The sequence below is a fragment of the Eubacterium ramulus genome, from assembly GCF_003122485.1.
Classification (GTDB): Bacteria; Bacillota; Clostridia; order Lachnospirales; family Lachnospiraceae; genus Eubacterium_I; species Eubacterium_I ramulus_A.
In genome coordinates this window covers 1-13,357 of record NZ_JRFU01000086.1, presented here as the reverse complement: position 1 = coordinate 13,357, position 13,357 = coordinate 1, and the positions used below count along the sequence as shown (strand labels likewise).

At 43.8% G+C, this 13,357-nt stretch carries 14 protein-coding genes; all 14 read left to right on the top strand.

Features of this window, described 5'->3' with window-relative positions; all coding sequences use genetic code 11:
- Nucleotides 1-301 precede the first annotated feature (301 nt).
- The 14 genes from spoIIIAA to rny all read left to right on the top strand — a co-directional run bounded on the left by spoIIIAA (nt 302) and on the right by rny (nt 13,178).
- Nucleotides 302-1,246: a stage III sporulation protein AA gene (gene spoIIIAA, locus LG34_RS07725; RefSeq protein ID WP_109215556.1), complete on the top strand. Its 945-nt coding sequence runs from the start codon at nt 302-304 to the stop codon at nt 1,244-1,246.
- Nucleotides 1,237-1,758: a stage III sporulation protein AB gene (locus LG34_RS07720; RefSeq protein WP_109215555.1), complete on the top strand. Its 522-nt coding sequence runs from the start codon at nt 1,237-1,239 to the stop codon at nt 1,756-1,758. Before spoIIIAA ends, LG34_RS07720 begins: the two co-directional genes overlap by 10 nt.
- A 162-nt stretch (nt 1,759-1,920) precedes the next feature.
- Nucleotides 1,921-2,115: a stage III sporulation protein AC gene (spoIIIAC, locus tag LG34_RS07715; RefSeq protein ID WP_109215554.1), complete on the top strand. Its 195-nt coding sequence runs from the start codon at nt 1,921-1,923 to the stop codon at nt 2,113-2,115.
- A gap of 29 nt (nt 2,116-2,144) precedes the next feature.
- Nucleotides 2,145-2,534 (top strand): SpoIIIAC/SpoIIIAD family protein, encoded by a 390-nt coding sequence (locus LG34_RS07710; protein WP_109215553.1) that lies wholly within the window; start codon nt 2,145-2,147, stop codon nt 2,532-2,534.
- Nucleotides 2,535-2,748: 214 nt separating this feature from the next.
- Nucleotides 2,749-4,029 (top strand): stage III sporulation protein AE, encoded by a 1,281-nt coding sequence (locus tag LG34_RS07705; protein WP_158582178.1) that lies wholly within the window; start codon nt 2,749-2,751, stop codon nt 4,027-4,029.
- Nucleotides 3,987-4,526, top strand: coding sequence for a stage III sporulation protein AF (locus LG34_RS07700; protein ID WP_146190203.1), 540 nt, complete (start codon nt 3,987-3,989; stop codon nt 4,524-4,526). The genes LG34_RS07705 and LG34_RS07700 overlap by 43 nt, the downstream gene beginning before the upstream one ends.
- The gene (locus tag LG34_RS07695) at nt 4,526-5,167 is read left to right on the top strand and encodes a stage III sporulation protein AG (protein WP_109215550.1); all 642 of its coding nucleotides are present in this window, start codon (nt 4,526-4,528) and stop codon (nt 5,165-5,167) included. Before LG34_RS07700 ends, LG34_RS07695 begins: the two co-directional genes overlap by 1 nt.
- Nucleotides 5,164-5,862: a SpoIIIAH-like family protein gene (locus tag LG34_RS07690; protein ID WP_109215549.1), complete on the top strand. Its 699-nt coding sequence runs from the start codon at nt 5,164-5,166 to the stop codon at nt 5,860-5,862. The genes LG34_RS07695 and LG34_RS07690 overlap by 4 nt, the downstream gene beginning before the upstream one ends.
- Nucleotides 5,863-6,001: 139 nt before the next feature.
- The gene (locus LG34_RS07685) at nt 6,002-7,153 is read left to right on the top strand and encodes a phosphopentomutase (protein ID WP_109215559.1); all 1,152 of its coding nucleotides are present in this window, start codon (nt 6,002-6,004) and stop codon (nt 7,151-7,153) included.
- 132 nt (nt 7,154-7,285) lie between these two features.
- A complete protein-coding gene (locus tag LG34_RS07680; protein ID WP_109215548.1) occupies nt 7,286-8,875 on the top strand; it encodes a peptide chain release factor 3 in 1,590 nt (529 codons plus the stop codon).
- A gap of 109 nt (nt 8,876-8,984) precedes the next feature.
- Entirely contained in the window at nt 8,985-9,296 is a 312-nt protein-coding gene (gene trxA / locus LG34_RS07675; protein WP_109215558.1) for a thioredoxin, read from the top strand.
- Nucleotides 9,297-9,655: 359 nt separating this feature from the next.
- A complete protein-coding gene (gene recA, locus LG34_RS07670) occupies nt 9,656-10,750 on the top strand; it encodes a recombinase RecA (RefSeq protein ID WP_181369323.1) in 1,095 nt (364 codons plus the stop codon).
- A complete protein-coding gene (locus LG34_RS07665) occupies nt 10,750-11,346 on the top strand; it encodes a regulatory protein RecX (protein ID WP_109215547.1) in 597 nt (198 codons plus the stop codon). The genes recA and LG34_RS07665 overlap by 1 nt, the downstream gene beginning before the upstream one ends.
- A 329-nt stretch (nt 11,347-11,675) precedes the next feature.
- On the top strand, nt 11,676-13,178 hold the full coding sequence (gene rny, locus LG34_RS07660) for a ribonuclease Y (protein ID WP_370770487.1): 1,503 nt from the start codon (nt 11,676-11,678) through the stop codon (nt 13,176-13,178).
- The last annotated feature ends 179 nt before the right edge of the window (nt 13,179-13,357 follow it).

Below are 13,357 nucleotides of genomic sequence, written 5' to 3'. Positions count from 1 at the left end.
CCTGCAGGCTAAGACGCCTTGCAGGGATACTTTTTCAGGATTTTTTCGTTTAAGTTACAGTGTGAATCAACACGAAATGATTGGCTTAATATAAAAAAACAGGAAGTTAATGAAAATATTGAATTTAAATGTTAAGAGAATGTATAAGAACCAGAGATAGGAATAAAAGTGTAAGTTTTTTTTGTTCTAAGATGAACTGTAATACATATATTAGACTATGGCAATTAACAAAATGGATGGCATAAGGTATAAAGAAAACCTGGAATAAATTTTTGAAAAAATTGCCGAATGGAGTGATGCGATGGAGCAGATTTTGAGGTTATTTTCCATAAGAATCAGGGAGTGTTTTTTGCAGGCGAATATTTTTGAAATGTTTGCCGGAGAACTGGAGGAAATTCGGGTACGGGTGAATCAACCGATAGAACTGGTCACTGCAAGAGGAGCGTATTTTTTGAAGAATGATACGTTGGTAAGCTTTCCGGACAGGCAGTGCCTATCGGTAACTGTAGAAGATCTGCGGCAGATGAGTACGCTGATGTCACAGTATTCGCTTTATGCTTACGAGGAGGAAGTTCGGCAGGGATTTTTGACAGTGGAAGGGGGACATCGAATCGGTGTGTGCGGTCAGGTGACGCAGAAAGCAGGGACAATCGGTAGGATTTATCCAATTTTATACTTGAACATCCGTATTGCCAGAGAGCGAAAAGGATGCGGAAAAACGGTGTACGAGCAGTTATGGAAGCATGGGGAACCGGAAAATACGCTTGTGCTATCTGCACCGGGAACTGGAAAAACAACGTTTTTACGGGATCTGATTCGACTGTTTTCAAATGGAGATGAAATACATCCCGGGAAACGGATTGGACTGGTGGATGAGCGTTCAGAGATTGCCGGATGTTTACACGGGATTCCACAAAATGATGTTGGAATAAGGACAGATGTATTGGATGGATGTCCGAAAGTGGAAGGAATGATGCTGTTGGTGCGTAGTATGGCACCAGAAATTTTGGCTGTGGATGAGATTGGTGGAGTGGAAGATTTTTTCGCCATGCAATATGCCCTGCGGTGTGGATGTCATTTGCTGGCAACGGTACATGCGGGAAGTCTGGAGGAACTGTTTCAAAAGCCCGGGTGGGACAAGTGTAGGGATGAGCGGATGTTTGGAAAATATGTGGTTATTTCGAAGGAAGATGGAAAGAGAAGGTATCAGGTGAAAACAGCAGGAAAAGAGGATGTATGTTTTTAAAATTGACGGGAAGTGTCTGTGTGTTGGTGGCTTGCGTCGGATTTGTCAGGGAGATACTTCGCACAGGAAATTTACATAGAAAAATGCTGGAATCGTTAATTGAAATGACTGAATTACTGGCAGCGGAGATCCGATATGAACGGCTTCCCATTCAGGATGCATTGTTGCAGGTGCAAAAGAAAGTGCGACCGGAGATTTCTATTGTGTTGCTACATATTGTAGAGCAGATGAAAAAGGGAAGTGGGACAGAATTTGTGACAATCTGGGAGCAGGCGTTTCGTGAAGCGCAGAAAGATTTGTTTTTGAAATCGGAGGAGTTGGACGAGGTCTGTCGGATTGGAAAACATCTGGGATTTTTGGATCAGACGCAGCAGGAACAACATTTGAAGGGATGTGCAAAGCGGTTGCAGCGGATGCAGGAACAGGTGCAGAAAGAGTTGGAGGAGAAGAAACGTATTTACCGTTATCTTGGGATGGCAGCTGGAATCTTTGTGATATTGGTTCTGGTCTGACAAGATAGTATGTTGGAATAGTTACTATGTGATGAAGGGTGAAGGAAAATTAGGTTGATTGAGAATTATAACAAGTTAATGCAGAAGAGAAGATACAAGGAAAAATTAGGTTACATACGGGAAAAGGGATTTTGCGGTGGATGAGGTTACAGGAGGACATGTATGGATGTCAATTTGTTGTTTAAAATAGCGGCGGTGGGGATTCTGGTTACGGTGATTGGACAGGTTTTAAAACACAGCGGCAGAGAGGAACACGCATTTCTGGTCAGTCTGACGGGATTGGTGATTGTATTGTTTTGGATTGTACCCTATATTTATGACCTGTTTGATAAGATTAAAAATTTATTTTCATTATAAAACAAGATTGAGAAGGAAGGGAGCATACGGTGGGAATCATTCAGATTTCGATGCTTGGTATTGGAGCGGTAGTTCTTGCATTGCTGTTGAAACAGCAGAAAAGTGAATATGCTCTGTATCTGAGTCTGGCCGCTGTTATTCTGATCCTGATTTTCAGTATGAACCGGCTGCAGGTGGTAATGGAAACGATTCAGAAGATAGAACAGTATACCGGGATTGATGCAGCGATGCTGAAAATTCTGGTGAAGCTGATGGGGATTACTTATGTGGCAGAGTTCGCTTCTGGTATTTGCAAAGATGCTGGATTTTCTGCAATTGGAAGTCAGATTGAAATGTTTGCGAAGTTCTCAATTATGGCGGTAAGCGTGCCAGTGTTACTGACACTGTTGGAAACAATTGAGGGACTGTTGGGAGCGTAAAAGTGTGGAAGAAAATGAAAGATTATTGAGGCATGATAGATTTTGGAAGGATTGAGATTAAGTGAGATGAAAAGTATTTGAAATAATATAGGCAATGTTGGGAGAAGATATAGAACGATAGATGGGCATGGATGGAATGAAAAATAAGTGTGCTGTGGGGATATATAAAATTGAAAAAAAGAATGTCGATGCGATAGATCAAAGAGAACGGCGAATGGAGAAAATGCGATTGCTTTTGATACACGTTGTACTGTTGAGTGTTTTGCTTGTTGGGGGAAGTATTGGGGCGAAACCGGTGCAGGCGGCGGAAGCAAATCCTGTGGACATAGAGAATGCCCAAATCATTCACAAAAATGATAGTTATCTTGCAAAAGTACCAAAGGTACAAATTGATAAGATTTCCTATAAAGCAGGAACTGATGATGTAGGAACATCGGACAGCGATAGCATGCAGCAGGATTTATTATCTGATTTACCTTTATCGGATATTCAGGATGTGTTGCAGGAGAATACCGGCACAGAAAATATATATTTCCGGGAACTTGTGAAAAGCCTGATGCTGGCAGATGCAAATACAGACAAGCAGGAACTGTTTCGTCAGATTTTACGCAGTGCATTTGGAGATGTGGAAGAAGGTAGACAGGTGTTTGTTCAGATTTTGCTTCTGACGGCGGCCTGTGCGTTTTTGCAGAATTTTATCAATGTATTTGAGAACAGTCAGATTTCAAAAACGGGATTTTATCTGTATTTTTTGCTGTTAATGGGATTGCTGCTGCGGTCGTATCTGCTGATTCATGGCATTTTGGAGGGCGTACTGGATCAGGTGATCAGTTTTATGGAAGCATTGCTTCCGGCATTTTGCATGACGATGGTGTTTTGCAGTCAGCAAGTGGCAGCGGTAGGGTTTTATCAGTTGTCTCTGATTGTGATTTATTTGATCGAGCGTGTGCTGTTGTATGTGGTGATCCCGGCGATTCATGTGTATGTGGTGTTACAGATGTTGAACTGTATGACGGCGGGAAAGCTGATTTCACGAATGACGGCGTTATTGAAGCGGGGATTGATTTGGGTGATGCGTCTGTTGCTGGCGGGAGTGACCGGCATGAATGTGATCGAGCGGATGATCGCTCCGTCTGTGGACAATCTGAAAAAAATGTCTGTGACGCAGACCATCAGCATGATACCGGGACTGGGAAATACAGCGCAGGCAGTTGGAAATATTTTTTTTGGCTCCGCGGCAGTAATACGAAACGGAATCGGAACAGCGGCGATGATTGTGTTATTGTGTCTGGCGATTGGACCACTGCTAAAAATGCTGATATTTTCGGTGTTCTATAAGATGGCGGGCGCACTTGCGGAACCGTTTTCGGATAAACGGATCTGTGGATGTATTGACTGTGTGGGAGATGGCGCATTATTGCTGTTTCGCGCATTGGGAACAGGAATTTTATTGTGCATGATTACGATAGCGGTGGTGGTGACGGCGACGGTATGACAGAGTTATTGGAATGGGTAAAACGAATGATCTTTCTGGGGATTTTCCTGACAATTTTGCTGCAGGTGCTTCCTAACGGAACGTATCGGAAATATGTGCGCTTTTTTGCGGGAATGGTGTTTGTACTTACTATTGTGAGTCCGCTTTTTTCGATTTTGGGGCAGAAAAACTGGGAGCAGACATTAGAGCGGGAACTTTTACAGGAGGATGTGTTACAGAGCGGTCAGCTTGATTTCTCTTATATGGAACGGCAGCAGCAGGCTTATTATGAGGTGCAAACGAAGGATGCGGTGGCGCAGATGATAGAAAAACTGGGGGAGATGAATGGCTGTCCGGTGCAGCAGGTTGAGGTAAATTTGTCAGAGGATGACGGTTCGATTCTTCAGGTAAAAGTGTGGACGGCGGTTACTAGTGAACAGAGCAGGCAGCGTATGCAGGAGGAGACGGCGCAGGCGTGTGGCATATCTGCGGATCAGGTGGAGGTGTATGAGGCATAATGGATCTGAAAGAGTTCCTGCGGGAGAAAAAATGGAAAAAGATGAAAAAGGATCAGTGGCTGATCTTATTTCTGGCAGGGGTGCTGCTTTTGGTTGTTGCCATGCCCACTGGAAAGAGCAGTTCGAAAACTGTAAAGCAGCAAAATGCACAAACAGAAATTGCGCAGACAAATGGAACCGGATCGGGGGAATCCGATTATGAGAAAACACTGGAAACACGTCTGGCGCAGATTTTAGAGGGGATGGAAGGTGTCGGAAATGTGCAGGTGATGATCACGTTTCAGGATCAGGGAGAGTCTGTGGTGGAAAAGGATGTGACAATGCGGCAGGATGCTGGCACGGGGAGTTCCGGGCAGAATTCTTCTGGTGGAACAACGGGAAGCGCAGGAACATCAGGGGTGGAAAATTTCGGCAGTCGGGAAAGTAGTGAATCGACTGTTTTTTCACAATCAGACGGGGATGAAACACCATTTGTAAATAAAGAAATATTGCCGAAGATTGATGGAGTTTTGATCGTGGCAGAGGGAGGTGCGGATGCAAGCGTCAGAAAAAATATTTCTGAGGCGGTGGAGGCATTATTTGGACTGGATGCACATAAAATAAAGATAGTTAAAATGAAAACGAAGGGAGATTCCAATTGAAAAAGATATTTCGGAAAAATCAGATTATTATTACCGCACTGGCTCTGATGATCGCTGTGGCAGGCTACATCAGCTATACGAAGACAAACGTGGCGGAAAATGAAGCGATTCAGACCGCAGGTGACAATGTGGACAATACATATGATATTTCTGAGGGTGATCAGATTGGAGAGATTTTTACGGATACGGAGGATAATACCCAGGCTGCCAGTGCGGCAGATGCACAGTCAGAAGATGGATCAGATCAGGCGAATCAGAGCACGCAAAACGATACGGATCAGGGGAATCCCGAAGATGTGCAGAACCCAGGGGAAACAGTACAGACTTCCGCAGACGCACAGGGACTGGCGTTTGCAGCAGATGTGAAACTGGATCGGGAGCAGGTGCGTTCCAAAAATAAAGAAACATTACTGGAGATTATCAATAATACATCCATTGCAGAGGCACAGAAACAGGATGCTATTGATTCTATGATTCAAATGACGGATGTGGCAGAACGGGAAAATGCGGCAGAAATTTTGCTGGAAGCAAAGGGATTTTCGGACGTAGTAGTCAGCATTACGGATAATGAAGCGGATGTGGTGTTGAATATGGGAGATGTCACGGATGCGAAACGGGCGCAGGTGGAAGATATTGTAAAAAGAAAAACCGGAATCTCAGCGGAAAATATCGTGATCACGCCATTGAGCCAGTGATATAAAAAATTGCCTTAATGAGAGTGATTGATGAACAGAAAATAGGAGAATGTGCTATACTGTAGACAAATGGATATTCGAAGAAAAACAGATTTTTTCGGGTAACAGGATAAAAAACGCAGACAAGGAGGAACAGCAGATGAAACGTGTATTTTTAATTGTTCTGGACAGTTTTGGTATTGGTGAGATGCCGGATGCGGCAAAGTATGGCGATGAAGGCAGCAACACCCTTGGAACCGTGGCAAAGAGCCCGGAATTTTCCATGCCGAATATGGAAAAACTGGGATTATTCAATATTGATGGTGTGACGGCGAAAACACCGTATGCAGCACCGGAAGGTGTATTTGCAAGGATGACAGAGCAATCAGCAGGTAAGGATACGACTACCGGACATTGGGAGATTGCCGGATTGATTTCCAAAAAGCCGATGCCGACTTTCCCGAATGGATTTCCACAGGAAATGCTGGATGAATTTTCAAAGGCTGTTGGACGCAAAGTGCTGTGCAACAAACCGTATTCCGGCACACAGGTCATTCAGGATTATGGCGATGAGCATAGGAAAACAGGTGCGCTGATCGTTTATACATCCGCTGATTCTGTGTTCCAGATTGCAGCGCATGAAGATGTAGTTCCGGTGGAAGAACTGTACCGTGACTGCGAGATCGCGCGTCAGATGCTGCAGGGAGATCTGGGAGTAGGCAGAGTCATTGCACGGCCGTTTATCGGTACTTCCGGAAACTATACAAGAACGTCCAGACGGCATGATTTTTCACTGGAACCGCCGCAGGATACGATGCTGGATGTTTTAAAAGAGGCAGAGTATGATGTGATCGGTGTTGGCAAGATTAATGATATTTTTGCCGGAAAAGGCATTACAGAGTTTGTGCGGACGCAGGATAATGCAGATGGCATTGAAAAGACATTAGAGTATATGGAACGCGATTTTAACGGATTATGCTTTGTAAATCTGGTGGATTTTGATATGCTCTATGGACATCGAAATGATGTGTCTGGTTATGCAAAGGCGCTGACCTATTTTGACCAGCAGCTTCCGAAAATTTTGTCTGCCATGGAGCCGGAGGATGTGCTGATGATCACAGCGGATCACGGCTGCGATCCGGGAACACCTTCCACTGACCATTCCAGAGAGTACACTCCATTTATAATGTATGGAAAAAATCTACCACATGGTAAAAATATGGGAACCCGAGGCAGTTTTTCTGATATCGGAGCAACCGTGCTGGATTATTTTGGACTGTCATGGAATATTGCGGGAGAAAGTATGTTGTAAAAGCCATTCGGTTGGCTCTTGACAGATGTTTTTCCCTTTATTACAATAGATAAGATTGAGTATCGATTAGAAATAATATATTTAAAAATCTTGCTATGAAAGATAAGATAAACACAAGTTGGAGGGCTAAATTTGGCTGATTTACACAAAGAAATAGAAAAAAGAAGGACATTCGCGATTATTTCCCATCCGGATGCCGGAAAGACAACACTGACAGAGAAATTTCTGTTATACGGAGGTGCGATCAACCTTGCAGGTTCCGTAAAGGGAAAAGCAACCGCGCGCCATGCAGTTTCCGACTGGATGGAAATTGAGAAACAGAGAGGTATTTCCGTTACATCATCTGTACTGCAGTTTGAGTATGACGGATTTTGCATCAACATTCTGGATACACCGGGACATCAGGACTTCTCCGAGGATACTTACCGTACCCTGATGGCAGCAGATTCGGCGGTTATGGTTATTGATGGTTCCAAAGGTGTAGAGGCTCAGACACGTAAGCTGTTTAAAGTATGCGTGATGCGCCATATCCCGATTTTTACATTTATTAATAAGATGGATAGAGATTCCAACGATCCCTTTGATTTGTTAGATGAGATAGAGAAAGAGCTTGGAATTGCAACCTGCCCGATCAACTGGCCGATCGGTTCCGGTAAAAATTTCAAAGGTGTCTATGATCGAAATACAAAGAAAGTTATGACATTCTCTGATACATTAAAAGGAACCAAAGAGGGCGAGGAAAAAGAGTTTGATCTGGATTCTGAGGAATTGCTGGCAGAAATCGGGGAAGACTATAAAGAACAGTTAGAGGAAGAAATCGAGCTGTTAGATGGCGCCAGCGCTGAGTTTGACATGGATCTGGTATCCAAAGGACAGCTGTCACCGGTATTTTTCGGATCTGCGCTGACCAACTTTGGTGTGGAGACATTTTTGCAGCATTTCCTGCAGATGACCACTTCACCATTGCCGAGAATGTCAAACAAAGGCGAGATCGATCCGTTTTCCGAAGATTTCAGTGCGTTTGTATTTAAAATTCAGGCAAATATGAACAAAGCGCACCGTGACAGAATCGCATTCATGCGTATCTGTTCCGGACAGTTTAAGGCAGGCATGGAAGTATTCCATGTGCAGGGCAACAAGCAGTTGAAACTTTCCCAGCCGCAGCAGCTGATGGCGCAGGAGCGTAAAATCGTAGAGGAAGCGTATGCCGGAGATATTATCGGAGTGTTCGATCCGGGTATTTTCTCTATCGGAGATACACTGACCACTGCAAAAGATAAATTCGCTTTTGAGGGAATCCCGACTTTCGCGCCGGAGCATTTCGCAAGAGTGCGTCAGTTAGATACCATGAAACGTAAACAGTTCGTCAAAGGTATTTCCCAGATCGCGCAGGAAGGTGCGATTCAGATCTTCCAGGAGTACAATACCGGTATGGAGGAGATCATCGTCGGCGTTGTCGGTGTCCTGCAGTTTGATGTATTGAAGTTCCGTCTGGAAAATGAATATAATGTAGAGATTCGTCTGGAGAATCTGCCGTATGAGCACATTCGCTGGATTGAAAATAAGGATATTGACCTGGATCACTTAAGTGGTACTTCTGATATGAAGAAGATCAAAGATCTGAAGGGCAATCCATTATTACTCTTTGTAAATGCATGGAGTGTTGGCATGACACTGGATCGAAACGAAGGTCTGGTTCTGTCTGAGTTTGGTACTAATTAATTTGCTTTCGGAAATGCATAGATAAAATGTTGTGAACCGGAAGTGGTTTTGCAGTAATGATATGCTTTTTGTATATGGAAATACTGCTTTATTTACGGAGGAAAATAAAATGGAAATTCTGGAAGTTACAGTTGAAAATTTTGACGAGAAAGTATTAAACAGTGAGAAACCGGTAATGCTTGATTTCTGGGCAACCTGGTGTGGACCATGCCAGATGCAGGCTCCGATCTTCCACACATTTGCTGAGAAAAATGCAGATACTGCAGTATTTGGCAAAGTAAACGTGGACGAGCAGATGGAACTTGCGCGTGAGTTTGAGGTAGCAAGCATACCGACCATCCTTGTGATCAAAAACGGTGAGGTTGCTTACCGCGCGGTTGGATTACAGACTGAGGATGAACTGCAGAAAGCACTTGCATAGGAAAAATACATTGAAAAAAATTGCTGTCCGGTGTTATGCCGGACAGTTTTTCGTTATACACAATATAAAAAACAGAGATAGTAAAAGGCCGATTTTTTCTAAGTGACAGGAACCCGGCAGAATGTTATAATCGGGATTGACTTTTGAAGGTATTTATAATATGATAGGAACAGACGCGAACAAATGTTCACTTTTGAATAAAAATAGACAGGAAATGAATGCGAGCAATGTTCATGAGCAGATGTAAGTATGAGTGTGATGGATGATCAGTCAGGAACGATTATTTGCAGCTGATGACAAATTTTTCGAAGAAATGTAACAGGAACGCAGGCTGTTCAGATAAGGAGAGAAACGAAAGTATGGCAAAAAATGATAAAATGGAAGTTCAGAAAGAAGCAAAATTAAAAGCGCTGGACGAAGCAATCGCGCATATTGAGAAGCAGTATGGTAAAGGATCTGTTATGAAACTGGGAGATCCGAGCGTACATATGAATGTGGAGACTGTTCCGACCGGATGCTTAAGCCTTGATATCGCGCTGGGACTTGGCGGTGTGCCAAGAGGACGTATCATTGAGGTGTACGGACCGGAATCCAGTGGTAAGACTACCGTAGCGTTACATATGGTAGCTGAGGTACAGAAACGCGGAGGTATCGCAGGATTTATTGATGCAGAGCATGCCCTTGATCCGGCTTATGCGAAGAATATCGGTGTAGACATTGATAATCTTTATATTTCCCAGCCGGATAACGGTGAGCAGGCTCTTGAGATCACAGAGACTATGGTTCGTTCTGGTGCAGTGGATATCGTGATCGTGGACTCTGTTGCGGCATTGGTTCCGAAGGCAGAAATCGAGGGTGATATGGGTGATTCACACGTAGGTCTGCAGGCACGTCTGATGTCACAGGCTCTGCGTAAACTGACGGCTGTAATCAGCAAATCAAACTGTATCGTTATTTTTATCAACCAGTTGCGTGAGAAAGTTGGTGTTATGTTCGGAAATCCAGAGGTAACAACCGGTGGACGTGCGTTGAAATTCTATTCATCCATCCGTCTGGATGTACGTCGCGTAGAGGCTTTAAAACAGGCTGGTGAGATCCTTGGAAACCATACACGTATCAAAGTTGTTAAGAATAAGATTGCTCCGCCATTCAAAGAGGCTGAGTTTGATATCGTATTCGGACAGGGAATCTCCAGAGAGGGCGATATCCTTGATCTGGCGGCAAATACAGACGTGGTCAATAAATCAGGTGCATGGTATGCATACAACGGCGAGAAAATCGGCCAGGGACGTGAGAACGCCAAGAAATTCCTGAAAGAGAATCCGGAGATCTGCCAGGAAATCGAAGCAAAAGTACGTGCGTACTATCATCTGGATGGTGAAGGCGAAGAAACGGCAGAAGGAGCCGGTGCAGATGCTTTTGTGGAAGCTGCTGCACAGACTGACGCAGAATAATGCAGATACAGGAGATTATCAGAGGGAAAAAAGGAAAGCTTACCATTCGACTGGAGGGAGGGCTTTCCTTTCCCATTTATGAAAAAGAAGCGGCAAAATATCGCATGACAGAGGGAGGCACGCTGTCTGACCAGGAATGGAATGAAATCTGTACGGAGATTTTGGAAAAACGTGCAAAGCGCCGAGCTCTGTATATTTTGCAGAGAATGGAACGGACGGAGTATCAACTGCGTCAGAAGTTGCAGGAGAACGGTTATCCGGAGGAAATCGTGCAGTGTGCTATTGATTATGTGAAGTCTTTCCATTATGTAGATGATTATCGTTATGCCTGTACATACATCCGATATCATCAGACGGAGAAGAGCCGGCTGCAGTTAAAAATGAAGCTGTATGAGCGCGGTGTCGCGTCAGATCTGATCGAACAGGCGCTGGAAGACGAATATTCCGGCGAGGAAGAACAGCTGATCGACCGTTTGCTGGAAAAGAAGCATTATGATGCGGAAACGATGGATCAGAAAGAAAAACAGCGGATTTATCAGTATCTGATGCGCAGAGGTTTTCGGCCTGAGACTATCCGGCATCGAATGGGGATCTGATCGAATGAGGGAAGTTTGCGGATTTTGTTACTTTATAATGGACAAAGTCGGAAATTTACGTATATCGGTGTATATAAGTGCTTTTGGGTGAATTATTTACCTGAAATGAAAAGGATTTTTGTGTCGAAACGGTTATGGATTGTATACAGTTTAGTGCCCTGGTTAGTATTATTTGCTTGACAGAAAGCACAAAAAAGTATAAAATTTAATAGTTGTAATTTATGACATAATACCAGATATAAATTGTTATATGTACAATGAAAATTAAATAAGGAGGTGCTCCTGTGGCGCAGATTATCATTGCGGTGGTAATTACTGCTGTAGTTGCAATCTTGCTTACTTACGTAGCATCTAATGCACATTTCAAGAAAGTCTCTGATGAGAAAATCGGAAGTGCAGAGGATCGTGCGAGAGCAATTATTGATGAAGCTGTGAAATCTGCTGAGACGAAGAAACGTGAGGCTTTACTTGAAGTCAAGGAAGAGTCCATCAAGACAAAGAACGAACTTGACAAAGAGATTAAAGACCGCAGATCTGAGATTCAGCGTAATGAGCGTCGTGTAGAACAGAAAGAGGCTAATCTGGATAAAAAACTGGAAGCTATCGAGCGACGTGAGCAGAGCTTTGCGGTAAAAGAAGAAGAGATTAAGCGACAGAAAGCAGAAGTTGCCAAGCTGAATGAAGAACGCATACAGGAACTGGAGCGAATTTCAGGACTCACCTCTGAACAGGCAAAAGAATATCTCCTGAAAACAGTTGAAGAAGATGTGAAACTGGATACTGCAAAGTTGATCAAGGAAATGGAGCATCAGGCAAAGGAAGAGGCTGGAAAGAAAGCAAAAGAATACGTAGTAAATGCGATTCAGAAATGCGCAGCCGATCATGTTGCCGAAACTACAATTTCTGTTGTGCAGCTTCCAAATGATGAGATGAAAGGACGTATCATTGGTCGTGAGGGACGTAACATCCGTACTCTTGAGACTATGACAGGTGTAGATCTGATCATCGATGATACACCGGAAGCAGTTATCCTGTCCGGTTTCGATCCAATCCGTCGTGAGGTGGCACGTATCGCTCTTGAGAAGCTGATCGTAGATGGACGTATCCATCCGGCCAGAATCGAAGAGATGGTAGAGAAAGCACAGAAAGAAGTAGAGAGTATGATCCGTGAGGAAGGTGAGGCCGCTACACTTGAAGTAGGTGTACATGGCATTCATCCGGAACTGGTACGTCTCCTTGGACGTATGAAATTCCGTACCAGCTATGGTCAGAATGCATTAAAACATTCCATCGAAGTAGCACAGTTAAGTGGACTGCTTGCTGCAGAGATCGGTGTGGATGTCAGAGTTGCCAGACGTGCAGGTCTTCTGCATGATATCGGTAAATCTGTTGACCACGAGATGGAAGGTTCTCACATCCAGTTGGGCGTTGAGCTTTGTAGAAAGTTCAAAGAGTCCCCTACCGTTATCAATGCAGTAGAAGCTCATCATGGCGATGTTGAGCCGGAGAGCTTGATCGCATGTCTGGTACAGGCTGCAGATACGATTTCCGCAGCAAGACCGGGTGCACGTAGAGAGACACTGGAAACATATTCAAACAGATTAAAGAAACTGGAAGATATCACAAACAGTTTCAAGGGAGTAGACAAATCTTTTGCAGTTCAGGCGGGCAGAGAAGTTCGTATTATGGTTGTACCTGAGCAGATCAGTGATGCAGATATGGTACTTCTGGCTAGAGACGTTTCAAAACAGATTGAAGCTGAATTGGAATATCCGGGTCAGATTAAGGTAAATGTTATTCGTGAAAGCCGAGTAACAGATTACGCAAAATAAGTATCATAGACCATAATCAGACAGTTCGTATGATGAAAATGAGTTTAAAGACCTGTAAGTCTTCGAAAGAAGATTTGCAGGTCTTTTTTGCGCGCAAAATAAGATGTTTTTGGCGGTTATCTCAGTCGAGAAGACTCCCACTTCTGCAAGTGGTGAGTAATAACAAGTCTTTCTCAGTG

Bases quoted from the DNA above. Each gene is read 5' to 3' on its own strand.
- spoIIIAA (WP_109215556.1), top strand. From the start codon at position 302: ATGGAGCAGATTTTGAGGTTATTTTCCATAAGAATCAGGGAGTGTTTT.
- LG34_RS07720 (WP_109215555.1), top strand. From the start codon at position 1,237: ATGTTTTTAAAATTGACGGGAAGTGTCTGTGTGTTGGTGGCTTGCGTC.
- spoIIIAC (WP_109215554.1), top strand. From the start codon at position 1,921: ATGGATGTCAATTTGTTGTTTAAAATAGCGGCGGTGGGGATTCTGGTT.
- LG34_RS07705 (WP_158582178.1), top strand. From the start codon at position 2,749: ATGGAGAAAATGCGATTGCTTTTGATACACGTTGTACTGTTGAGTGTT.
- LG34_RS07695 (WP_109215550.1), top strand. From the start codon at position 4,526: ATGGATCTGAAAGAGTTCCTGCGGGAGAAAAAATGGAAAAAGATGAAA.
- LG34_RS07685 (WP_109215559.1), top strand. From the start codon at position 6,002: ATGAAACGTGTATTTTTAATTGTTCTGGACAGTTTTGGTATTGGTGAG.
- trxA (WP_109215558.1), top strand. From the start codon at position 8,985: ATGGAAATTCTGGAAGTTACAGTTGAAAATTTTGACGAGAAAGTATTA.
- recA (WP_181369323.1), top strand. From the start codon at position 9,656: ATGGCAAAAAATGATAAAATGGAAGTTCAGAAAGAAGCAAAATTAAAA.
- LG34_RS07665 (WP_109215547.1), top strand. From the start codon at position 10,750: ATGCAGATACAGGAGATTATCAGAGGGAAAAAAGGAAAGCTTACCATT.